Source organism: Rheinheimera aquimaris (assembly GCF_020531985.1).
GTDB classification, from domain to species: domain Bacteria; phylum Pseudomonadota; class Gammaproteobacteria; order Enterobacterales; family Alteromonadaceae; genus Alishewanella; species Alishewanella aquimaris.
On the sequence record NZ_JAJAVQ010000004.1, the window covers coordinates 211733 to 233913 of the forward strand.

The following is a 22181-nucleotide window of genomic DNA, read 5'->3' on the forward strand; positions in this document are numbered from 1 at the left end:
ATTATTTCCATCCTCATCGCTGGCATAAAGCTTGTAATAAGGTAACTGACTTCAAGCCAACAGGCTGTTAGTTATCTTGTGCATTTTATGGAGGCTACAATGAAAAAATCTTATCTGGCTGCATTAACGGTTTCTGCGCTTTTCCTTTCCTCTGCTCATGCTGCTCCGGGTGATGATATTGACCATATGGGTATTTATGTCGGCGCTGGCTATGGTTTGCTAAATGTTGATGGTGACGACGAAGATTTTGATCGCGAAGACAATGCTACCCGCATCTTTGCTGGCGCCCAATTTAATCAGGCTATCTCGTTAGAGGGTGGCTATATCGATTTTGGTAATTATGGTAACAGCGTATTTAACACGGATTTAGACGGCTACACCTTAGCGCTGAAAGCTGGTTTACCGGTGTCAGATCGTTTCACTGTGTATGCTCAGGGCGGTAATATCTGGTGGAAAGCTGATATTAATGCGACCGATGACAATGATGATGTTGACGGTTCAGATATTTTCTACGGTGTTGGTGTCTCGTTTGCGCTGACGGAGAATTTAGACTTGCGTCTGGATTACACTCGTTTCGATGTTGAGTTTGACCGCGATGAAATAGGCATTCTGGCTGAAATTGATAACTTCGACACTAAAGTCGACTACGCCAGCTTAGGTATCCAGTATACGTTCTGATTTGTTGTCTCTTTCTCTATAACGCCGGCGCTTCGTGCTGCCGGCAGTGCCACTCGTTATACATCAAAAATAGTGCGAATATTCCGTGCCGTGCAAGCCGAACTTTGGCCGCTGAAGCAGGTCTTATGCCTGTTAGCCCAAGGCGGAGCGGAGTAAACGGAATGAATAAATTAGCGCAACTATGGCGGGACAACCGCGGTGTTATTGTATTTTTAAGTCTGATGTTTGTCTTTCGAAGTGCGGTTGCTGATTGGAACGATGTGCCGTCGGGTTCCATGCAGCCTACGATTCAGATAGGTGATCGCTTACTGGTGAATAAGATGGCTTATGATATACGGCTGCCTTTTACCACCACTTCATTAATTAAACGTGTCGATCCTAAGCGCGGTGATATCGTTATTTTTATCTCAGAGGTGGCGGATAATCGTCTGGTAAAGCGGGTTATCGGGATACCTGGAGATGTTGTAGCCATGCACAATAATGTGCTGAGTATTAACGGACAACCACTAAGCTATATTGCTGTGGATGAAGCGGCAGATAGTAGCAAAGTCCTCTCTGAGCAACTGGACGCCATAAAGCATCAGGTGAAATTAGCACCATTTTCAACCGGACGTGACAGCTTCGCTGCCGTTACTGTACCCAAGGACCATTATTTGGTGCTGGGTGATAATCGCGATAACAGCGCCGATTCGCGTGTGATTGGTTTTGTGCCACGCGGTGAAATTGTTGGCCGCGCCAGCACAGTATTGTTTTCGCTTGATTACGACAACTATTTTTTGCCCCGCAGCGAGCGCTTTCTGGCTGCGTTATAACAGAAAAAGCACGGCTTAGCCGTGCTTCCTTGCGCTTAAACGTACCCATTCATCCTGCACAGCGATGGGGTCAAAGCTAAACTCATCGCTGTAAGCCGCCATGACCGACTGTGCCTGACTTTCTAAAATACCAGACAGTGCTAACAGACCACCGGGTTTAACATAAGCACTGATAACGTCTTTCAGCTCAGCTAACGGGCCGGCCAAAATGTTGGCTAATACAACATCAGCCTGAAAATCTTTTGGCTGATCTTTGGGTAGGTAAAGTTCAATCTCGCCTTCAACACTATTACGTTTGGCATTGGCTGTGCTTGCTTCAATTGCCTGCGGATCGATATCCACACCTATCACCCGTTTGGCACCAAGCTTAAGCGCAGCAATACCTAAAATGCCAGAGCCGCAGCCAAAATCGACTACCGTTTGCTCCGGCTGAATGGTGGCATCTAACCACTGCATACACAGGGCAGTAGTCGGGTGGGTGCCGGTACCAAACGCCAGACCAGGGTCAAGCATAACATTGACCGCTGTCGGGTCTGGAATATCGCGCCAGCTTGGGCAAACCCATAGCCGCTTGCCAAACTTAATCGGATGGAAGTTATCCATCCACTCGCGTTCCCAATCTTTATCTTCTAACTGCTCCAGCTTGAAGTCAGGTTCGCCTTTAAAGAACGATACCTGCTTCAGCTGATTCACCACTTTGTCCATTGGATGTTCGGCGTCAAACAGCCCTACCACCACAGTGTTGGTCCAGTAAATGACTTCACCTGGCATCGGCTCATAAATAGGGGTGTCATGCGCGTCGAGAAAGCTCACGGCTTGTGCACCCCAGCCCATCAGCATATCGCTAACCTGCTCGGCTTTTTCTTCAGTGGTGGTCACTCGCAGTTGGATCCAGGGCATAATCAGTCTCGCTCAAAATTTTGCGCATTATAGCAAAAAGGCCGCAAAAGCGGCCCTTAATCTGTAAACACGAAGAATTACTTAATACCCAGTTTCTTTTCCAGATAATGGATATTAGTCCCACCTTTACAGAAGCCTTCGTCACGCATAATGTCTTTGTGCAACGGAATATTGGTTTTAATACCTTCAACCAATAATTCGTCCAGTGCATTACGCATACGAGCGATGGCGATATCACGGGTTTCACCATAAGTGATCAGTTTACCCACCATTGAATCGTAGTTTGGCGGTACGCTGTAATCGGCATAAATATGCGAGTCCCAGCGAATGCCATTACCACCTGGTGGATGGAAGCGGGTAATTTTACCCGGTGACGGCATAAAGGTCTTCGGATCTTCCGCATTGATACGGCACTCGACGGCATGACCGCGAATTACAATATCTTCCTGCTTAATGGTCAGCGGCATACCTGACGCGACACGCAACTGCTCTTTAATCAGGTCGACGCCGCTGATCATTTCAGTAACCGGATGCTCTACCTGAATACGGGTGTTCATCTCGATAAAGAAAAACTCGCCGTTTTCAAACAGAAACTCAAAGGTGCCGGCACCTCGGTAGTTCATCACTTTACAGGCATCAACACAACGGCCGCCGATAAAAGCACGCAGCTCTGGGGTAATACCCGGCGCAGGTGCTTCTTCAACCACTTTCTGGTGACGACGCTGCATTGAGCAGTCACGTTCACCTAAATGAATGGCATTGCCCTGGCCGTCCGCTAATACCTGAATTTCGATATGACGTGGGTTTTCCAGGAATTTTTCCATATACACCATGTCGTTACCAAAGGCAGCTTTCGCTTCAGCTTTGGTCATTTCGATAGAACTTACCAGCTCTTCTTCGTTACGTACCACCCGCATACCACGACCACCACCGCCACCGGCAGCTTTGACGATAATCGGGTAACCGATGCGTTTCGCGATAGCTTTATTGGTATCGGCATCATCACCGACAGCACCATCAGAGCCCGGCACACAGGGCACACCGGCTTTCTTCATCGCTTCAATGGCTGACACTTTATCACCCATCAGGCGGATAGATTCCGGATGCGGGCCGATAAAAATCAAACCACTTTCCTCTACCTGTTGGGCGAAGTCAGCACGCTCGGCTAAGAAGCCATAACCCGGATGGATCGCCTGAGCGTTGGTGACTTCAGCGGCGGCAATCAGCGCTGGAATGTTCAAATAGCTTTGTGGTGAGGGTGCAGGGCCGATACAAATGGTTTCGTCGGCCAGCAATACGTGCTTAAGATTACGGTCTACGGTGGAGTGCACCGCAACCGTTTTGATACCCAGCTCTTTGCAGGCGCGTAAAATACGCAGTGCAATTTCGCCGCGGTTGGCAATCAGTACTTTTTCTAGCATCAGTCTGCCTTTTGCGTTATTCAATCACAAACAGTGGCTGGTCGAATTCAACCGCCTCGCCGTTTTCTACCAGAATTTCTTTTACCACGCCTGCTTTGTCAGACTGGATCTGGTTCATCATTTTCATCGCCTCAACGATACATAGCGTATCGCCAACCTTGACGCTCTGGCCTACTTCTACGAAAGCTTTCGCAGTTGGCGATGCGGCACGGTAGAACGAACCTACCATAGGTGATTTCACTACATGGCCGCTAATGGCCTTAGGAGCTTCAACTGCCGGAGCAGCAGCTGCAGGTGCAGCAACCGGAGCGGCGTGTTGTGGCGCAGGTGCATAGTGCTGCATTGGTGCAAATTGCTGTACCGGACCATTACGGCTGATACGTACTGATTCTTCACCTTCAGTGATTTCAAGCTCAGAAATACCTGATTCTTCTAAAAGTTCGATCAATTTTTTAATCTTTCTAATATCCATGTCTTTTTAGCCTGATTGAGTTATTACTGTTTGGTTGTTTGTAATGCTGATACCGCCGCATCAAGGGCGTATTGATAACCTCTGTCGCCAAGACCACAGATCACTCCTCTGGCGATATCAGATAAATATGAATGCCGGCGAAAACTTTCGCGCGCGTGCACATTAGATAAATGCACTTCAATAAAGGGTATTGCCACTGCCAGCAGGGCATCGCGAATAGCTACACTGGTGTGGGTAAAAGCACCGGGATTAATCAGAATATAATCCTGTTGTCCCAGGCTTTGTTGAATGGCTGTCACCAATTCGTGTTCGGCATTTGATTGTAAATGTGTCAGTTCGACACTTTTTGCCGCTGCCTGTTCCGTCAGGTCGGTAATAATATCCTGCAAGGTGGCAGAACCATAAACTGCCGGTTCACGTACGCCGAGCATATTCAGGTTGGGGCCATTTAAGACTAAAATCCGATAAGTTGCCGCCATTTGTGCGTTATTCCCGCTAATTGTTGTGATCCGGCACTATCTTGCCAAAGCTAAGGTGCAATTGCATCTGTTTGACGAATTTATCTCGTAAGCAGAGCCGTTGGCTTAACAATAGCGCCTTATTATAGTGAAATCGTGACAAATGGCAGCAAAATACTGGTCTTATCAGCCAGAGTGCTGGTGAGAGTAAGCGGCGCTGACAGCTAGCGCCGCTTTTGCGGGTTATTGTTGAACTTGTTGCAGGTGTTTAGAGAAGTCATCGGCGTTCATAAAGCCGGTGATGCGGGCCTGAGTGAGCTCTTCACCTTCTGGAGTAAACACCAATAGGGTAGGCAGGCCTAAAACACGGTAGTGATCCAGCAGTGCCTGGTCCTTGCGAGTCATCCTGGTTACATCGACTTTAAGCAGCTGCATTTTCTGCATCTGTTCCTGTACCTGCGGCTTCGGGAAGGTCAAATGTTCAAATTCCTTACACGCAATACACCAGTCGGCATATAAATCGACCAGCGTGTATTGCCCATTGTTTTGGGCAACGCGCTGTTGTAAATCTTCCAGCGTGGTGACAGTGTCAAATCCCTTCTTTTCTGTGGCAATAGTGGCGCTGGCTGCAGGAGCCGTTGCTGGCCACCAATGTGTGATATTGAAATACAAACCAGCAAATAACAGCAACTGGCCCAGCACTAATATCACCGCTTTAGCGGTTGGCTGTTGTAAGCTGAATACCACCCGGAACAGATAGACTACAAAGGCCAGCAGTAATGCTGAGCCAGCAAGCAGCACGTAGTTAAAATCTACGATGCGATCGAGCAATAGCAGTGGCACCGCTAATAACAGGAAGCCGAAAGTGGTTTTTACTGCATTCATCCAGTTACCGGCTTTGGGTAGAAGTTTACCGCCAGAGCTGCCAAGTAATAACAAAGGCAGGCCCATACCCAGGCTTAGAATATATAACGTAATAGCACCTAACAGTAAGTCGCCACTTTGTGCCACATATAACAGCGCCGCAGAAAGTGGCGCGGTCGTGCACGGGGACGCGATAAGGCCGGATAACGCGCCCATAGTAAAGGCGCCTTTAAGTGAGCCGCCCTGTTGTTTATTGCTAACGTTACTGACTTTTTCCTGCCAACTGGACGGCAGGCTGAGGTTAAATATGCCAAACATAGACAATGCCAGCAGAACAAAGATAATGCTGGCAACAATCAACACTGCCGGATGCTGCATATAAGCCTGAAATTTTACGCCGAGGCTGGCGACGACTAAGCCTAATAATGAATACGTGACTGCCATACCCTGTACGTAAGATAATGACAGCGTAAAGGCACGCTTATTGGATAACTGACTGCCTTGACCAACAATAATACTGGTTAAGATCGGGTACATTGGAAATACACAGGGTGTAAAAGCCAGGCCAATACCTAACAGAAAAAAGCCGGCCAGCGTAGCCAGGCTGGCACCGTCGGTCAGGGTTTCAGCCAGGCTATTCTGACTGGATACCGGTACATTGTTATCGTTCGGGACGGGGGCCGTATCATTTTGTTTGGCGTTTTTATTTGATAGTAGCGGCAGCTCTTTGGTTACCGGTGGGTAGCACAAGCCCGCTTCTGCACAGCCCATATACTGAATTTTAAATACTGCGTCGTCGCTGATATCGGTCAGTGGAATACGCAGAGTCAATTGATGAAAATACACCTCGCTGACGCCAAAATACTCGTCTTCTATCTGCATGCTGGCCGGGTAGCTCGGGTGTGAAAAACTTACCGCTATGCCGCCCAGTTTAATTTTATCTTTGTATAGGTAATAACCATCGGCTATGGTCCAGCTGACAACCAGTTCATCTTGTTGCTGAACAAAGTCAAATACAAAAGCCTGCTCAACTGGCAAAAAGCTGTCAGCAGGTTTTAACAGGCTATCGAGCACTGAGTTCTGCTGTGCCTGAGCCTGGGGTAGCAATAAGCACCACAGCATAAAGGGTAGAAAAAATAGTTTGTACATCAGCCTATACTTCCTCAATTGACAATACGGCGCGGCGTCAGCCTAGCACTATTGGTGCTGTGTTATACAGCGACAAACCTTGATTTGTTCAGTTGGTGCGACATTTTGCACCTAAGCACAGACCTGTTACTACTATGGATTATTTCAGCTTCGGCAAATATAAGTTGTTTGTGTGCGTTGAGGCTAAGAAATTTTGCCATACCCCCTTGGATTTTTTTTCCGTGTGCCCCATATACCGAGCAGACAATTTAACACCCATGTTAAAACACAAAAAATAGCTTTAGGAGATAGAGCATGAATATTCGTCCATTACATGATCGTGTCATCATCAAACGTTTAGAAGCTGAGAGTAAATCAGCTGGTGGCATCGTCTTAACTGGCGCTTCGGCGGAAAAATCTACCCGCGGTGAAGTGGTCGCAGTTGGCAATGGCCGTGTTCTGGATAACGGTGATGTTAAACCGTTAGATGTAAAAGTTGGCGACAAAGTACTGTTCGGCGCCTATGTAGAGCGCACCGAGAAAATTGATGGTCAGGAATATGTGATCACCAAAGAGGAAAATATCCTGGGTGTGATTCTGGACTAATTCCAACTGCGAACTGTATTTAGCATTAACTGAATTGAAGGATTAGAAAAATGGCAGCAAAAGACGTACGTTTTGGCGATGAAGCCCGCAACAAAATGCTGAAAGGCGTAAATATTCTGGCAAACGCAGTACGCGTTACGCTAGGCCCTAAAGGCCGTAACGTGATTCTGGACAAGTCGTTTGGCGCACCACTTATCACTAAAGACGGTGTATCTGTAGCTAAAGAAATCGAGCTGGAAGATAAGTTCGAGAACATGGGCGCGCAGATGGTGAAAGAAGTTGCTTCTAAAGCCAACGACGAAGCCGGTGACGGTACCACTACTGCAACAGTATTAGCGCAAAACATCATCAACGAAGGTGTTAAAGCGGTTGCAGCCGGTATGAACCCAATGGATTTAAAACGTGGTATCGACAAAGCTGTTGTTGCTGCGGTTGAAGAATTAAAAGCACTGTCTCAGCCATGTGCTGACAGTAAAGCCATTGCACAGGTAGGTACTATCTCTGCAAACTCTGACGATGAAATCGGTCAGATCATTGCTAAAGCGATGGATAAAGTTGGTAAAGAAGGCGTTATCACAGTTGAAGAAGGCCAGGGTTTAGCGAACGAGCTGGACGTGGTTGAAGGTATGCAGTTCGACCGTGGTTACCTGTCGCCGTATTTCATCAACAACCAGGAAGCAGGCCAGGTAGAACTGGACAACCCATACATTCTGACCGTTGATAAGAAGATCTCTAATATCCGTGAATTACTGCCGGTATTGGAAGGTGTGGCCAAGTCTGGTAAGCCTTTACTGATTATCGCTGAAGATGTTGAAGGCGAAGCCTTAGCAACACTGGTAGTAAACAACATGCGCGGTATCGTGAAGATTTCTGCCGTTAAAGCCCCGGGCTTCGGTGATCGCCGTAAAGCGATGCTGCAGGATATCGCTACCCTGACTGGCGGTACGGTAATTTCTGAAGAAATCGGTATGGAGCTGGAAAAAGCAGGTCTGGAAGAGTTAGGTACAGCGAAGCGCGTGGTTATCACTAAAGATAACACTACCATTATCGATGGTGCAGGCGAGCAGGCCGCTATTGATGGTCGTGTGAAGCAAATCCGTCAACAAATTGAAGAAGCAACATCTGACTACGATAAAGAAAAACTGCAAGAGCGCCTGGCCAAGTTAGCTGGCGGTGTGGCAGTTATCAAAGTGGGTGCGGCAACTGAAATCGAAATGAAAGAGAAAAAACACCGCGTAGAAGACGCGCTGCACGCGACCAGAGCTGCAGTTGAAGAAGGCGTAGTGCCTGGCGGTGGTGTAGCTCTGGTGCGTGTGGCGGCCAAGTTAGTTGACCTGCGTGGTGCTAACGAAGATCAGAACCACGGTATCAAGATTGCCCTGCGTGCAATGGAATCGCCACTGCGTCAAATTGTTGATAACGCCGGTGACGAGCCATCAGTAGTGGTTAACCAGGTTAAATCAGGTAATGGTAACTACGGTTACAACGCAGCAAGTGGCGAGTACGGCGATATGCTGGAAATGGGTATTCTGGACCCAACCAAAGTAACGCGTTCTGCGCTGCAGTTTGCTGCCTCTGTGGGTTCTCTGATGATTACCACTGAAGCTATGGTAACTGAACTGCCAAAAGCTGATGCACCTGCAATGCCTGATATGGGCGGTATGGGTGGCATGGGCGGCATGATGTAAATGCTGCTGTAAGTGCTTACTTACTGATAAACCCCGGCTTTATGCCGGGGTTTTGCTTTTTCAGCACAGGTAATTCGGCAAAATGGCTACATTTTTATACAAAACACTTTAGCTGTTATGCGGCTGTTAGCGGTATAGTTGACACTAACATTAAACTTATACCAGCGAATCGGCTCTAAAGGCGTTACAGGCGTGAAGCCTCAGCAGATACAGGAGATGAGTTATGCGTAAAATACTACTTTTATGTGGTTTGAGCTTCTTCACTGTTGCTACTGCATACGCAGGTGAAGTTTCTGTGCAGTGGCAACAACCGGAAAAATTTACTGATATCCGCCCGGCTAATGATACCCGCAAGGCTTACCGCGAGCGGGTATTGAAAAAGTTTGATGGTTTTTTTGCAGAGCTGGCAAATAAACTGCCAGAAGGATATAAATGGGAAGTCACGGTAACAGATTTAGATCTGGCTGGTGATGTTGACTATTTTGCCGGTGGCGCGGGTAATCCGCTGCGTGTCGTGAAAGATATTTACTCCCCGGCTATTAAATTCAGCTATGTTGTGCGTGACAAGCATGGTGAGGAAGTCGCCAGCGCAGAGGAAAAACTGCGTGATATGGGCTTTATGCAAACGCTCAACTCCGTGAATAATTCTGACGAATTTCGCTACGAGCGCCAGATGCTGCAAGACTGGTTCAGCAAAGAGCTGCAACCTAAAGTAGAGCAATATGCACAGGCCCTGCCGAAGGTGAGCCAGTAATTACAGTAAACTGGCAATTTGCCGGTAAATGTCGACCGCTTCCTGCCGGCTTAGTTGTCCGGCAGAAGCCGCCCGGCCAATAGTGCTGCTTACTCTTACGCTTTCACGCTGTGGTTCGGCGTCAGTGTCAGGTGCTGCCGGTAAAGTTGAACTGGTCAGTACTGCAGACATGGTTGCAGTACGTTCAGGTATTTGATTTGGCCTGACGGCTATCTGATTGCTGGTCAATGCCGTACTACTTAATGCAGACATGGGCACCTCCAATTATCTCTTTAGATTAGTGTAGCGCAGAAACTCCGTTAGATCGTTTTTTGAACAAGGCGAGGTGTTTATTTCATTTGGTTATAACAGTGCGAAATTCAGTTAATGTCTGGTGTAACTGTTTTAACTGCTTGACGACGCGCTGCAAAGTGGCCGTGTTAAACTGCTGGCTTTGTCTCATTGCCGCAACCTGCTCTGCGGTTTCGGCCAGATAGGGCATAAAGCGATTGCTCGATGCCTGAAACAGCGTGTTATCAGCAAAAATACGTTGATGCTTGCCATGACCTTGTTGTTGCAGGTTGTCGAGCAAAGCGTCGGCATCCAGCGCCTTGCGGTATAATTCTTTTAAGTTGTCATCAAGCTGATTTAATAAAGCGTCCATAGATTGACCAAGCCATAAAAAGTGGCGCCATTATGCCATAAGCTGCAATGGTATTCAGCTTATGTCGGCCAGCCAGCTTTGCTGGAGGTTATTTTTATCCTCGCCCATTCCTTTAATAAGTGTTTTGTTATATTATCTCGTTTATTCGGCGTTGGCTGTCAGAGTAAGCAGAGTGTTAGCAACAGTAAGAAGCGTATTTGATAAAGTGGGTATCACAGTGACATCGCTTTGTGCCATTCACTGCATTATGCTGCCTGTTATTTTACCTCTGTTGCCTTTACTGGGTTTAACGGCAAGCCATAACCATGCGTTTGAGAGAATTGTATTACTGATTACGATGGTGCTGGGCTTCATCACACTGTTTATTGGTTTTCATCGTTATCATCGCAAGTTGTATCCGTTTTACTCGTTATTTCTAGGCGGTTTTATTTACTGGCAAAAAGATGTCTGGGGCCATGAATACGAGCATGCTGTACTGATGGTTGGTGCAACTCTGGTGGTACTGGCGCATATTATGAATATGCGGCTTTGTAACAGCTGTAACAGCTGTGAAGATGATCACTAAGCAGAGCCTTAAACTAAAAAATCCCGCCACGGCGGGATTTTTTAGTTTTAAGCGGCAAGCTCATTTAATTGCCGCCAGAAACTGCCGGCTGGCACCGGGATAGTTTGTGAAGATTCCGTCAACCCCGTATTGCTGCATACGCTGGATGTCATCTGTGTGATCTACCGTATAAACATACACTCTTAAACCACGCGCTTTGGCATCGTTGACGAATGCCTGATTGATAAAGCTGACATCGCAGTTAACTGAATAGGCCTGCAGCTTCTGCGCGAAACTGGCGTAGTCAACCGGCATCGAGGCGGTAAGGGCTCCAAGCTTAAGCTTCGGCATCGACTGTTTTATTTCAGCCAGTAAATGATGGTTAAATGAAGAAATGAGTAACCGTTTGCTGTCGAAATTATACTCTTCTTCAGCTTTGTCCAGTAGCCTCAGTAGTGGCGTTACGGTATCAGAACCCTTTAATTCAATATTGAGCCACTGCGGAGCCTGCTGCAGGCGTCGCAAAACCTGCGCTAAAGCAGGAATGCGTTCCCCCTTACCGGCATCAAATTGCTTCAGCTGCTCAACACTATACTGGTAAATGCTGCCCTTACCATTGGTAGTGCGTTGTAAATGATGGTCGTGAATGACGATCAGCTCACCCTGTACTGCGAATACATCCAGCTCGATAGCATCGGCACCCTGAGCTATGGCTTGTTCTATTGACAGCATGGTATTTTCAGGGTATTCGCCACTGGCGCCGCGGTGAGCAATGATCTGCATGTTATTTCAACTTTGCAAAAGGTGCACCCATGCGGGTTACCGAGCCTGGTTTCTGGTCGTCTAAGAAAGATAGCTTATCAGCAGCAAATGCCAATACTACTGTTGAACCTAATTTAAAGCGGCCCATTTCGGCACCTTTTTCCAGCGTTATGGCATTTTTGCCATGGGCAGGGTAGGTCCAACGGAATATATTTTTACCGGCCGGTGGTGTTACTGTACCGGCCCAAACTGTTTCAATACTCGCTACTATAGTTGCGCCGACCAATACCAAGGCCATAGGGCCCAGTTCAGTGTCGAAAATGGTTACGACACGCTCGTTACGGGCAAATAAGTCAGGCACGTTTTCAGCAGTTAATGGGTTTACTGAAAACAGCTCGCCTGGCACATAGATCATTTGCCGCAGCGTGCCGCTAACCGGCATGTGGATGCGATGATAATCTTTTGGCGCCAGATAAATAGTCGCAAAGTCGCCGTTCTGAAAAGGAGCTGCAGTGGCAATATCGCCGCCGAGCAAACTCTGTAAAGAGTAGTCATGGTTTTTTGCCTGCACCAGTTTACCTTCAACAATAGGGCCGAGCTGACTGATACAGCCATCTACAGGGTGGGCAATAACATTACTTTCTGTCGCCAGCGGGCGTATACCGTCTTTTAGCGGACGGGTAAAAAACTCGTTGAATGTGGCATAGTCCTGTGCCCGCTCAAACTGAGCTTCGCTCATATTAATGCCGTAGGCTTTGATAAAACGATTTATTAAAAAGTGGGTAAACCAGCCAAGTCTGGCGCTGGCTATTTTTCCGGCCAGGCGTGATATCAGGTGTTTTGGCATCAGGTATTGCAGGGTAATTTTTAAATTATCCATCTTGGTCTCGATTAAAAGTGTCAAAAAACAAGTTACAGGTAACTGGGTTTATCTTGCGCCATACTGGCAAGAATTTTCAGATAACTGTCGTAACGTTCATGCAGGATCTCACCGCTTTCAACGGCATGTTGAATGGCGCAGCCGGGATCAGAAATATGTTTGCAGTCTCTGAATTTACAACGTCCAAGCCAGGGCGTGAATTCCACGAACCCCCGTGTCACTTCCTCAGCTGTTAAATGCCACAGCGCAAACTCACGGATACCCGGGGAGTCAATCAAATCGCCGCCTTCTGGTAAATGATAGAGTCTCGATACAGTTGTCGTGTGCTGACCAAGACCTGAATTTTGCGAAACCTCCTGGGTTTGTGCTTCCAGGCCCGGCATCAGGCTATTCATCAGTGATGATTTGCCGACACCTGACTGGCCGACGAAGATACTGGTGCCGCTGTGCAGGTAATTAAGTAACTCTGGCATGCCTTCGCCGCTTTTAGCGCTTACCATGACAAAGCTATAGCCAAGCTTTTCATACTGTGCCAACTGTTGCTCTACAGCATGTTTTTGCTCTGCGCTGAGCAAATCCGTTTTATTAATGACCAGCAATGGCTTGATACCGGTTATTTCTGCGGCAACCAGATAGCGGTCGATAATATTCAGCGACAGCACGGGTAAGATGGCAGAGACAATGATCATCAGGTCAATATTGGCCGCGACGGGTTTTAAGCCATCATAAAAGTCTGGCCGTAATAAAACTGAGCTGCGCTCTTCTACCGCATCAATGACACCATCAACACCACCCGTCTGCCGTAATGCCCTGCGCCAGACTACCTTGTCGCCGGTGACTAATGACGCGACCGAGCGGCGCATATTGCAGCGGGTCACCGCGCCATTAGCATCTTCGACATCAGCATGCTGACCAAAACGGCTTATGACCAGGCCAGCTTCTGCTGCGCTAAAGCTGGCGTCATCAACAGTTTCGACCCCTTTATTCTTGCCTACGCGCAGCTTTTTACTGGCATTGTCAGCAATGCGTTGTTGTTGACGCTGGGTGAGATGTTTTTTCTTCGTCACTGGTGCTGTTTTCGCTCTGATAAAAAGGGTGCTATTACTGCTAAGCTTAGGGCGTGTATGATACCTGTATTCTGTAAATGAACAAAGCAGCATGCTGCGTAAGGGCTTTTGATGAGTGTAAATGATAATAACCTAATCTGGATTGACCTGGAGATGACGGGGTTAGAGCCGAAAACCGACGTTATTCTGGAAATGGCAACGATAGTGACCGACAGCAATCTGAATATTCTGGCGGAAGGGCCGGTATTTGCTATCAAGCAGCCTGATGAGGTGCTGGATAATATGAGCGCCTGGTGTGTAGAACAGCATGGTAAAAGCGGTTTGACGGCACGTTGCCGTGCCAGCAAGGTTTCACTGGCAGAAGCCGAGCAGCTGACGATCGCATTTTTAAGCCAGTATGTATCTGCCGGCAAATCGCCGATGTGCGGCAATAGCATTGGGCAGGACAGACGTTTTCTGGTGGAATATGCACCTGCGCTGGAAGCGTTTTTCCATTACCGCAATTTAGATGTCAGTACTGTAAAAGAGTTGGCAAAACGCTGGCACCCTGAAGTAACGAAGAAAGTGCAAAAATCAGGCAGTCACCTGGCTTTAGACGACATTCGTGAGTCAATTGCTGAATTAGTGACCTATCGACAGCATTTTTTCAAATTACCGCAATAAAGTACTTGCATAAGCTAACTGATTTTGTAAAATGCGCGCCATCACGACGCAACAACGTCTGATGATGCGAGTATAGCTCAGCTGGTAGAGCGCGACCTTGCCAAGGTCGAGGTCACGAGTTCGAACCTCGTTACTCGCTCCAAATTCGACAGAAACCGCACCTTGTGTAAGCAAGCTGCGGTTTTTTGTTATCTGAATATTTTTCATCTGCAGACTGTTATATGCGATATAGTTACTGCATGTAGCACAACACATCGGTTGCTATGACTGACTCACCTTGTATTCGAAACTGCTGCCTTGATCAGCAAGACTGTTGTATTGGCTGCGGGCGCCTGCTGCAAGAAATACTGGAATGGCACGCTGCCTCTGCAGCGCGCCGGGCACAAATTGTGCAGTTAGCTGCAATCCGGCAGAAACAGCGGGATGAGGTGCAAATGATCAGGCGTCGCGTGGTAAGCCCTTCTGAATAATTCTGACCAGGCGTTCTGTGCTACGGGGCAACAGTGATTCCGCTTGCCAGCTTTTACGTTTTTGCTGATTAAGTGCCCACTGAATATGCTCCGCAACCAATTCACTGGCACTGTCCAGTTTAGCCTGAAGTGCCTGTATAATCTCCTGCTTGTAAGGTGCATTACCAAGCGCTACAGCAATATTACGTTGCCAGCGCTCAAAGCCAATGCGGCGGATAGCACTGCCTTCGGTGTTGCTTAAAAACTCATGTTCCTGCCAGTTGAACAGGCTGAGCAGGCTCTGGCTTTGCCACTGTTTTCGGCGCTGAAAATCGCCTTCTATCGACAGCGGGGCATGGCGGTTTTCCGGGCAAACCAGCTGGCAATCATCGCAGCCGTAGATGCGGTTCCCCAGCAAAGGCCTGAATTCTTCCGGTATGGCGCCTTTTAACTCTATTGTCAGATAAGAAATACAGCGCCGTGCGTCAACGACATAAGGTTCTACAATGGCGCCGGTAGGGCAACTGGTAATACAGGCGACACAGCTGCCGCAATCACCGTTATGCGGCTGATCTGTCGGTAGAGGCAGGTTAACCAGCAACTCCCCGAGAAAAAACCATGAACCGGCTTCGTGGTTTAATAACAAACTGTGTTTACCAATCCAGCCAAGGCCGGCTTTTTGCGCCAGCGGCCGCTCCAGAATAGGTGCTGAGTCGGTAAAAGGCCGGTATCCCAGTTCGGCGACATGCTGATTAATGCGTTCACCAAGCTGCTTCAGGCGGTTGCGGATCAGCTTATGATAATCACGCCCCAGTGCATAACGGCTGATATAAGCTTGCAATGGATCCGCGAGGTTGGTAGCGAAGCCGGCGCCTTTGGGTAAGTAATTCATCCGTACACTTAGTACCCGCAGAGTTCCCGGTACCAGTTCTGCCGGTCTCGCGCGCAACATACCATGGCTTGCCATGTAGTCCATTTCGCCGTGGTAACCGGCGTCCAGCCACTTTTGCAACTGACGTTCAGCGTCAGGCAGGCTGACATCTGTTATGCCCAGCTGGTCAAACCCAAGCTGCTGAGCCCAGAGTTTAATTTTTTCAGCCAGTTCGGCGTAATCCATAGATGTCTAAAGCCCCTGATAACGACGGCACAATTTATCATAACTGTAATGATATCGCCTAGTTATGCCGGAACTTGCTTTTTTAGTGATGGTCTTAGCTGCAGTGTGCGGTTTTACTGGCCCGGAAGTTGATTAATTTGTTAACATAGTGCTGTCTATACAGCAGCAACATAAGAGTGGTGGCCGGTGACACAATTTCAACGAGTATTACAGGACGAATCGGCAACCTTATTGCTGGCTGAGCAGGTAGCCCGGCATATTCAGCCTGGTATGACGCTGTTTTTGCACGGCGGTTTAGGCGCCGGAAAGACCACATTCAGTCGGGGGCTGCTACAGGCGTTGGGGTATAAAGGCACAGTAAAAAGCCCGACCTATACGCTGGTTGAGCCATACCAACTGGCTGCTATGACGGTGTTTCATTTTGATCTGTACCGACTGCGCGATGCCGAGGAATTGGAGTTCATGGGGATCCGTGACTATTTCCGCACCGATACGTTATGTCTGATTGAATGGCCAGAGCAAGGGCAGGGTTATTTACCTGTGCCGGATCTCGACATACACTTAGTTTTTGAAGCAGAGCACAGGCATGTCTCAGTAAGCGCTAATACTGATGCTGGTGCCAACATAATAAAAGCCTTAACGGATGATGCAGAATAATTATTACATAAAAGTCAGAGGCTACTTGCTACTGTTGCTGACCATTGGCAGTTTTTCTGCCGCTGCGGTGAATCAGGTGCAGGGTGTAAGGGTGTGGCCATCTCCTGACAATACCCGCGTTGTGTTTGATATGGCGACGGCGCCAGAACATAAAAGCTTTACGCTGGATAAACCAGATCGTCTGGTCATTGACCTGAGTAACACGAAAGGCGGGAGCAGTTTACCGCAGGTGTCCGGTGAGTCGGCATTGATTAAAAGCATCCGTAGCAGCGGCGACGGTAATAAAATGCGCATCGTGCTGGATTTAACCCGGGCGGCTAACGCCAATGTTTTTGCGTTACCGCCGACCCCGCCTTACGGTCATCGTCTGGTTGTCGATTTACCCGACAATAACCCGACGCAACCTGCGCCACCAGTGGCTATCCGGGCGGCACGTGACATTGTTGTGGCGATTGACGCCGGGCACGGCGGAGAAGACCCTGGCTCTATTGGTCCAAGTGGCTTTTACGAGAAAAATATAACACTGCCTATCGCAAAACAACTGGCCAGATTAATAGATGCCCAGCCAGGCATGAAAGCCATGATGGTGCGTACCAACGATTACTATATCCATGTTAATAAACGTACCGAAATTGCCAGAGGCCAGCAGGCTGACTTGCTGGTTTCTATTCATGCTGATGCTTTTACGTCACCGCAACCGCGTGGTGCGTCGGTATGGGTGTTGTCGCTACGCCGTGCAACGACAGAAGTCGGTCGGATGCTGGAACAAACAGAACGCCATTCAGAGCTGCTTGGCGGCGTGGCCGAAATTATTAAAGACTCGGCCAATGAGCGCTATCTGGCTCAAACCGTATTAGATTTGTCGATGAACCATTCCATGGTGACCGCTTATCAGGTTGCCAATGAGGTGTTGCAAGAGCTGGACAAAATTGCTTATTTGCATAAAAAGGAACCGCAGGCTGCCAGTCTTGGGGTACTTAAAGCGCCAGACATCCCCTCGATTCTGGTTGAAGTAGGCTTCATTTCTAACCCTCAAGAAGAAAAGCTACTTAAATCCGGCGGCCATCAGGCCAAGGTGGCACAATCATTATTCAGTGCGCTAAAGCGGCATTTCGAGAAGTCGCCGCCTGCAGATTCGTTATTTGCTCAGCACCGTTCACGTGAGCATCGTGTCAGCGCCGGCGAATCGTTATCTTTGCTGGCACAGCGCTACAACGTATCTGTAGACGATTTACGTTCAGTAAACCAACTCACCTCAGATAGTATTCGTGTCGGCCAGACACTACGGATCCCATAATTATGCCGATCCGGATACTGCCACCGCAGCTGGCTAACCAGATTGCGGCAGGCGAGGTTGTTGAACGCCCGGCGTCAGTGGTGAAGGAACTGGTGGAGAATAGCCTGGACGCTGGCGCAGATCATATTGAAATAGAGATTGAAAAAGGTGGTAGCAAGCTTATCCGTGTACGTGATAACGGCAGCGGCATCGCCGAGCAAGAGCTGGTACTGGCATTAAGCCGGCACGCTACCAGTAAAATTACCGATCTGAATGATCTGGAAGCGATATGCAGCCTGGGCTTTCGTGGCGAAGCGCTGGCCAGTATCAGTTCGGTATCGCGCCTGACATTGACGTCGAAAACGGCCGGGCAGAGTGCGGCCTGGCAAGCCAGTGCTGAAGGCCGGGATATGCAGGTTGAAGTGCGCCCCGCTGCTCATCCAGATGGCACAAGCATTGAAGTGCTGGATTTATTTTTTAACACGCCAGCCAGGCGAAAGTTCCTGCGCACCGACAAGACCGAATTTGGTCACATTGATGAGTTGGTCAAGCGACTGGCGCTGAGCCGTTACGATGTTAGTTGGTTATTAAGCCATAATGGTCAGCAAGTGCGACGGCTCAAAGCTGCACTGACACAAGATCAGCGGCAGAAAAGGGTTGCTGCGTTATGCGGCCGGGTATTTGCTGATCATGCGGCTTTTATTGAAAACCAGTACGGTGACGTAAAAATATGGGGCTGGCTGGTACATCCGCAGGCGTGCTCAGCTCAGCTGCACTGCCAGTATAGTTACGTTAACGGCCGGATGATGCGGGATAAATTGCTTAATCATGCTATCCGTCAGGCATATGGCGATACGCTGGCGCCGGATCAGCAACCGGCCTTTGTGCTTTACCTGGAGCTGGAGCCGCGTCAGGTGGATGTAAACGTGCATCCGGCGAAGCATGAAGTACGTTTTCATCAGGCCCGGCTGATCCATGATTTTGTGGTATCGGCATTAACCGATGCTCTCACACAGCTTACGCCTGCAAGCCGCGCTGTTTCGCAACCGGGTTTAACGGTTCAGGAGCCCCCCGCTCAGCCATATCGGCATGTTGTATCTGGTAATAGCCGCAGTACTTATACTGCCGACAGACGCCCGTCAGATACTGCTGTAAAACAAGAGTTATCATACTGGCAAAGCAGCCAGAGTTTAGCCGCAACCACGCAGGTCACCAGCTCGATGCCGGCGAATACACAGAGCCCGCTGCTGATTACAAAGAACCGTTATCTTTTGCAACAGAGCGGCGACGATATAGTCGTCATTGATTTGCTGCCAACACTTGGCGCCTATTTTGCTGCTCAGCGCCAGCCCTCTCAGACATTGCTGCTGCCGCAACGGATAACATTAAATGCGCAGCAATGCCGTTTGTTAACAGATAGAGCTGAGCAATTTAACCGTTTAGGCTTTGATATGTTACTGACTGATCAGCTACTTATTGTGCGGGCGGTACCGCTCTGGTTACGTAATACGGTGGTCAGTCAGTGGCTTGGGGAGTGGTTACAGCAGCTGTGCATTCAGCCCGTGGAAGATCTTTGCCGCCATTTATTGGCTATGCTACTTAATGCTAATAGGGTATCAGCTGGCGTAATGTTAGAATCTGCACCACAACTGTTGTCGGCGCCAGAGTGGTGGGTAAGCGCACCTTTGCAGCTGGAAGCGACGCTAAATACACTGACGGAGCCGAAATCATGAAACCGGCTACAGAGCAGGTTATTTTTTTGATGGGGCCTACGGCGTCGGGAAAAACGGCTCTGGCAACAGAGCTATATCAGCGGTTGCCATCTGAGCTTATCAGCGTAGACAGTGCACTGATCTATCGCGGCATGGATATTGGTACTGCTAAACCCACAGCTGAAGAACTGGCGGTTGCACCGCATCATTTAATTGATATCCGTGACCCGGCGCAAAGCTATTCTGCGGCAGATTTCAGGGCTGATGCGCTCAGATTGATTGCTGAAATTCAACATCGTGGTAACATTCCGATTCTGGTTGGCGGAACTATGCTGTATTTTAAGACCTTACTCGAGGGGATTTCGCCGCTACCAGAGGCTGATCCTGAGGTAAGGGCGCAATTGGAGCAGGAAGCGGCGTCAGTGGGGTGGTCAGCGTTGCATGACTTGCTCAGCAAAGTAGACCCGGTCTCGGCAAAGCGGATACATCCGAACGACCCGCAGCGGATAGGACGTGCACTGGAAGTATACAAAGTGACCGGCCGAAGTTTAACGGAGCTTACTGCAGAAAAAGGGGAACCTTTTGCGTTTCCTGTGCACCAATTCGCTATTGCGCCTCAGGAGCGCTCAGTGTTGCATCAGCGCATTGCACTGCGGTTTGAACAAATGCTCGCTGCTGGTTTTGAGCAGGAAGTCAGACTGATGAAGCAGCGTAGCGATTTGCACCCGGATTTACCGTCTGTACGTTGCGTTGGTTACCGTCAGATGTGGCAATATCTGGATGGTGAATGCAGCTACACTGAAATGACAGAAAAGGGCATAGCGGCTACCCGGCAATTAGCCAAGCGACAACTGACCTGGTTACGGGGTTGGCCACAGCTTAACTGGTTGAAAAGTGACGCGCCCATGGCGGAAAACTTGCAAGCGGTTTTATCTTCGCTAAGCTAAACAAGCTGGATAAAAAATACGTTTTAACAACTTGAAATAAAAAAAATAATACCTATATAAGTCGGACTAATTAAAAAAGGAAAGCGGCACATGGCAAAGGGCCAATCTTTACAAGATCCATTTTTAAACACCTTGAGACGGGAACGTATCCCGGTATCAATTTATTTGGTGAATGGAATTAAACTTCAGGGGCAGATCGAGTCTTTCGATCAATTTGTCATTCTGCTGAAAAATACCGTGAGTCAGATGGTCTATAAACATGCCATCTCAACTGTAGTACCGGCCCGTGCCGTCAATACTATGGTTAGTCACAGTAATGGTCAGGGTGACGAAGACGACACGGAATAATAACAGGGGTCTTTCGCTTGTCTGATACTAGCGTAATTCCGGAACAAGCGATCCTTGTCCATGTCAACTTTTCGCAGCAGCATACCAGCGAGGATTTGAGCGAGCTCAAGTTGCTGGTATCGTCAGCTGGTGTTGAAACAGTTCAGGTACTGACAGCCAGTCGTAGTGCACCCGATCCTAAGTTTTTTGTCGGTTCCGGCAAAGCTCAGGAAATTGCAGATCTGGTAAGCCAGACAGAGGCGACGGTGGTGATTTTCAACCATGCGCTTAGCCCGGCACAAACACGTAACCTTGAGCGTTTATGTCTGGCCCGAGTTATTGACCGTACCAGTCTGATCCTCGACATTTTTGCCCAGCGCGCCAGGACGTATGAAGGAAAGCTGCAGGTAGAGCTAGCTCAGCTGCAGCATCTTGCTTCGCGTCTTGTAAGAGGCTGGGATAGTCTTGACCGACAAAAAGGGGGGATCGGTTTACGCGGCCCGGGCGAAACCCAGCTGGAAACCGACCGCCGTCTGCTGCGAGAGCGTGTAAAAGCTTTACAGACAAAACTGGCAAAACTGGAAACTCAGCGCCAGCAAGGTCGTCGTGCACGCCAGCGCGCAGAAGTGCCGGTGGTATCTGTAGTGGGTTACACCAACGCCGGTAAATCAACTTTATTCAATCGCCTTACCAATGCCGGTGTATATGCGGCTGACCAGCTATTTGCAACGCTTGACCCTACTTTGCGGCAATTAAAGTTAAAAGGTGTTGGTGACATTATTCTGGCCGACACTGTTGGGTTTATCCGGCATTTGCCGCATGATCTTGTTGCTGCATTTAAATCCACTCTGCAGGAAACCCGCGATGCTGATTTGCAACTGCATGTCGTTGATGTTGCAGACCCGCGCAAAGACCACAATATGCAACAGGTTGCACAGGTTTTGGCGGAAATTGATGCTGACCAGCTGCCGCAGTTGCTGGTATTTAATAAAATTGACCTGCTTCAGCAGCCTGCGCGTATAGAGTATAACGAAGCAGGACTGCCATCTGCCGTATATGTCTCGGCGATATCTGGATCCGGACTTGATTTGCTGCAGCAAGCCATCACAGCATTGTTGTCTGAGCGGTATATTGATGTGGCGTTAACGCTACCACCGTCGCTGTCTTCCTGGCGGGCGCATTTTCATCAGCAGCACTGCATCGTCACGGAACAGTTTGACGATGAGGGTAATTGTGCCCTGAGATTAAGGCTGAGTGAGGCTGCATGGTCAAGGGCCGTAAAGCAGTCGCAGGGTAAACTGGAAAACTATATCGTCAGCACGCCGGTTATTTGATACATTAACCTTTATTTTGCAA

The 22181-nt window shown here is 48.6% G+C and carries 25 protein-coding genes and 1 tRNA gene; 15 read left to right on the forward strand and 11 right to left on the reverse strand.

Features of this window, described 5'->3' with window-relative positions; genetic code table 11:
* Positions 1-99 precede the first annotated feature (99 nt).
* Entirely contained in the window at positions 100-678 is a 579-nt protein-coding gene (locus tag LHL18_RS13475) for an outer membrane beta-barrel protein (RefSeq protein WP_134057628.1), read from the forward strand.
* 161 nt (positions 679-839) lie between these two features.
* Positions 840-1490: a signal peptidase I gene (gene lepB / locus LHL18_RS13480; protein WP_226767454.1), complete on the forward strand. Its 651-nt coding sequence runs from the start codon at positions 840-842 to the stop codon at positions 1488-1490.
* A gap of 15 nt (positions 1491-1505) precedes the next feature.
* On the opposite strand, the gene prmA is transcribed toward lepB, so the two are convergent.
* The 5 genes from prmA to LHL18_RS13505 form a co-directional block, all read right to left on the reverse strand.
* A complete protein-coding gene (gene prmA, locus LHL18_RS13485; RefSeq protein ID WP_226767455.1) occupies positions 1506-2390 on the reverse strand; it encodes a 50S ribosomal protein L11 methyltransferase in 885 nt (294 codons plus the stop codon).
* 77 nt (positions 2391-2467) lie between these two features.
* Entirely contained in the window at positions 2468-3811 is a 1344-nt protein-coding gene (gene accC, locus LHL18_RS13490) for an acetyl-CoA carboxylase biotin carboxylase subunit (RefSeq protein ID WP_134057617.1), read from the reverse strand.
* A gap of 16 nt (positions 3812-3827) precedes the next feature.
* Positions 3828-4283, reverse strand: a complete 456-nt coding sequence (gene accB, locus LHL18_RS13495) for an acetyl-CoA carboxylase biotin carboxyl carrier protein (RefSeq protein WP_134057615.1) — start codon at positions 4281-4283, stop codon at positions 3828-3830.
* A 23-nt stretch (positions 4284-4306) separates the two neighbouring features.
* The gene (aroQ, locus tag LHL18_RS13500) at positions 4307-4762 is read right to left on the reverse strand and encodes a type II 3-dehydroquinate dehydratase (RefSeq protein ID WP_226767456.1); all 456 of its coding nucleotides are present in this window, start codon (positions 4760-4762) and stop codon (positions 4307-4309) included.
* Positions 4763-4984: 222 nt separating this feature from the next.
* Positions 4985-6754, reverse strand: coding sequence for a protein-disulfide reductase DsbD (locus LHL18_RS13505; protein WP_226767457.1), 1770 nt, complete (start codon positions 6752-6754; stop codon positions 4985-4987).
* 294 nt (positions 6755-7048) lie between these two features.
* Between LHL18_RS13505 and LHL18_RS13510 the strand changes: the two genes are divergently transcribed.
* The 3 genes from LHL18_RS13510 (at position 7049) to LHL18_RS13520 (ending at position 9781) form a co-directional block, all read left to right on the forward strand.
* Entirely contained in the window at positions 7049-7339 is a 291-nt protein-coding gene (locus LHL18_RS13510; protein ID WP_134057609.1) for a co-chaperone GroES, read from the forward strand.
* A 50-nt stretch (positions 7340-7389) separates the two neighbouring features.
* Positions 7390-9027: a chaperonin GroEL gene (gene groL, locus LHL18_RS13515; protein WP_134057607.1), complete on the forward strand. Its 1638-nt coding sequence runs from the start codon at positions 7390-7392 to the stop codon at positions 9025-9027.
* A 223-nt stretch (positions 9028-9250) separates the two neighbouring features.
* Positions 9251-9781 (forward strand): DUF3016 domain-containing protein, encoded by a 531-nt coding sequence (locus LHL18_RS13520; protein WP_226767458.1) that lies wholly within the window; start codon positions 9251-9253, stop codon positions 9779-9781.
* Here the strand turns inward: LHL18_RS13520 and LHL18_RS13525 are convergent, their stop codons facing one another.
* Positions 9782-10033, reverse strand: a complete 252-nt coding sequence (locus LHL18_RS13525) for a hypothetical protein (RefSeq protein WP_226767459.1) — start codon at positions 10031-10033, stop codon at positions 9782-9784.
* Positions 10034-10115: 82 nt separating this feature from the next.
* A complete protein-coding gene (gene priC, locus LHL18_RS13530; RefSeq protein ID WP_226767460.1) occupies positions 10116-10424 on the reverse strand; it encodes a primosomal replication protein PriC in 309 nt (102 codons plus the stop codon).
* Positions 10425-10596: 172 nt separating this feature from the next.
* Between priC and LHL18_RS13535 the strand changes: the two genes are divergently transcribed.
* Positions 10597-10989, forward strand: coding sequence for a MerC domain-containing protein (locus LHL18_RS13535; RefSeq protein WP_226767461.1), 393 nt, complete (start codon positions 10597-10599; stop codon positions 10987-10989).
* A 60-nt stretch (positions 10990-11049) separates the two neighbouring features.
* On the opposite strand, the gene LHL18_RS13540 is transcribed toward LHL18_RS13535, so the two are convergent.
* Genes LHL18_RS13540 through rsgA form a run of 3 tightly spaced genes read right to left on the reverse strand, consistent with a single transcriptional unit; the run spans position 11050 to position 13677 of the window.
* Positions 11050-11751 (reverse strand): glycerophosphodiester phosphodiesterase, encoded by a 702-nt coding sequence (locus LHL18_RS13540; protein ID WP_226767462.1) that lies wholly within the window; start codon positions 11749-11751, stop codon positions 11050-11052.
* A 1-nt stretch (position 11752) separates the two neighbouring features.
* Positions 11753-12610, reverse strand: a complete 858-nt coding sequence (gene asd / locus LHL18_RS13545) for an archaetidylserine decarboxylase (protein ID WP_134057596.1) — start codon at positions 12608-12610, stop codon at positions 11753-11755.
* Between the two features lie 32 nt (positions 12611-12642).
* Positions 12643-13677 carry a small ribosomal subunit biogenesis GTPase RsgA gene (rsgA, locus tag LHL18_RS13550; RefSeq protein WP_226767463.1) on the reverse strand — a complete coding sequence of 345 codons (1035 nt, stop codon included), beginning with the start codon at positions 13675-13677 and terminating at the stop codon, positions 12643-12645.
* A 111-nt stretch (positions 13678-13788) separates the two neighbouring features.
* Between rsgA and orn the strand changes: the two genes are divergently transcribed.
* From orn to LHL18_RS13565, 3 genes are all read left to right on the forward strand, one after another.
* Positions 13789-14340 (forward strand): oligoribonuclease, encoded by a 552-nt coding sequence (orn, locus tag LHL18_RS13555; protein WP_226767464.1) that lies wholly within the window; start codon positions 13789-13791, stop codon positions 14338-14340.
* Between the two features lie 66 nt (positions 14341-14406).
* A tRNA-Gly gene (locus LHL18_RS13560) sits at positions 14407-14482 on the forward strand.
* Between the two features lie 121 nt (positions 14483-14603).
* A complete protein-coding gene (locus LHL18_RS13565; RefSeq protein WP_134057590.1) occupies positions 14604-14810 on the forward strand; it encodes a DUF1289 domain-containing protein in 207 nt (68 codons plus the stop codon).
* Here LHL18_RS13565 and queG read toward each other — a convergent pair.
* Positions 14779-15906: a tRNA epoxyqueuosine(34) reductase QueG gene (gene queG, locus LHL18_RS13570; RefSeq protein ID WP_226767465.1), complete on the reverse strand. Its 1128-nt coding sequence runs from the start codon at positions 15904-15906 to the stop codon at positions 14779-14781. The two genes, LHL18_RS13565 and queG, sit on opposite strands and share 32 nt — an antisense overlap.
* 186 nt (positions 15907-16092) lie before the next feature.
* Between queG and tsaE the strand changes: the two genes are divergently transcribed.
* From tsaE to hflX, 6 genes are all read left to right on the forward strand, one after another.
* Positions 16093-16563 (forward strand): tRNA (adenosine(37)-N6)-threonylcarbamoyltransferase complex ATPase subunit type 1 TsaE, encoded by a 471-nt coding sequence (tsaE, locus tag LHL18_RS13575; protein WP_226767466.1) that lies wholly within the window; start codon positions 16093-16095, stop codon positions 16561-16563.
* A complete protein-coding gene (locus tag LHL18_RS13580; protein WP_226767467.1) occupies positions 16550-17860 on the forward strand; it encodes an N-acetylmuramoyl-L-alanine amidase in 1311 nt (436 codons plus the stop codon). Before tsaE ends, LHL18_RS13580 begins: the two co-directional genes overlap by 14 nt.
* A 2-nt stretch (positions 17861-17862) precedes the next feature.
* A complete protein-coding gene (mutL, locus tag LHL18_RS13585) occupies positions 17863-19572 on the forward strand; it encodes a DNA mismatch repair endonuclease MutL (protein ID WP_226767468.1) in 1710 nt (569 codons plus the stop codon).
* The gene (miaA, locus tag LHL18_RS13590; RefSeq protein ID WP_226767469.1) at positions 19569-20498 is read left to right on the forward strand and encodes a tRNA (adenosine(37)-N6)-dimethylallyltransferase MiaA; all 930 of its coding nucleotides are present in this window, start codon (positions 19569-19571) and stop codon (positions 20496-20498) included. Before mutL ends, miaA begins: the two co-directional genes overlap by 4 nt.
* A gap of 90 nt (positions 20499-20588) precedes the next feature.
* Positions 20589-20846: an RNA chaperone Hfq gene (gene hfq / locus LHL18_RS13595; protein ID WP_134057579.1), complete on the forward strand. Its 258-nt coding sequence runs from the start codon at positions 20589-20591 to the stop codon at positions 20844-20846.
* A gap of 17 nt (positions 20847-20863) precedes the next feature.
* The gene (gene hflX, locus LHL18_RS13600; RefSeq protein WP_226767470.1) at positions 20864-22159 is read left to right on the forward strand and encodes a ribosome rescue GTPase HflX; all 1296 of its coding nucleotides are present in this window, start codon (positions 20864-20866) and stop codon (positions 22157-22159) included.
* Positions 22160-22181: the final 22 nt, after the last annotated feature.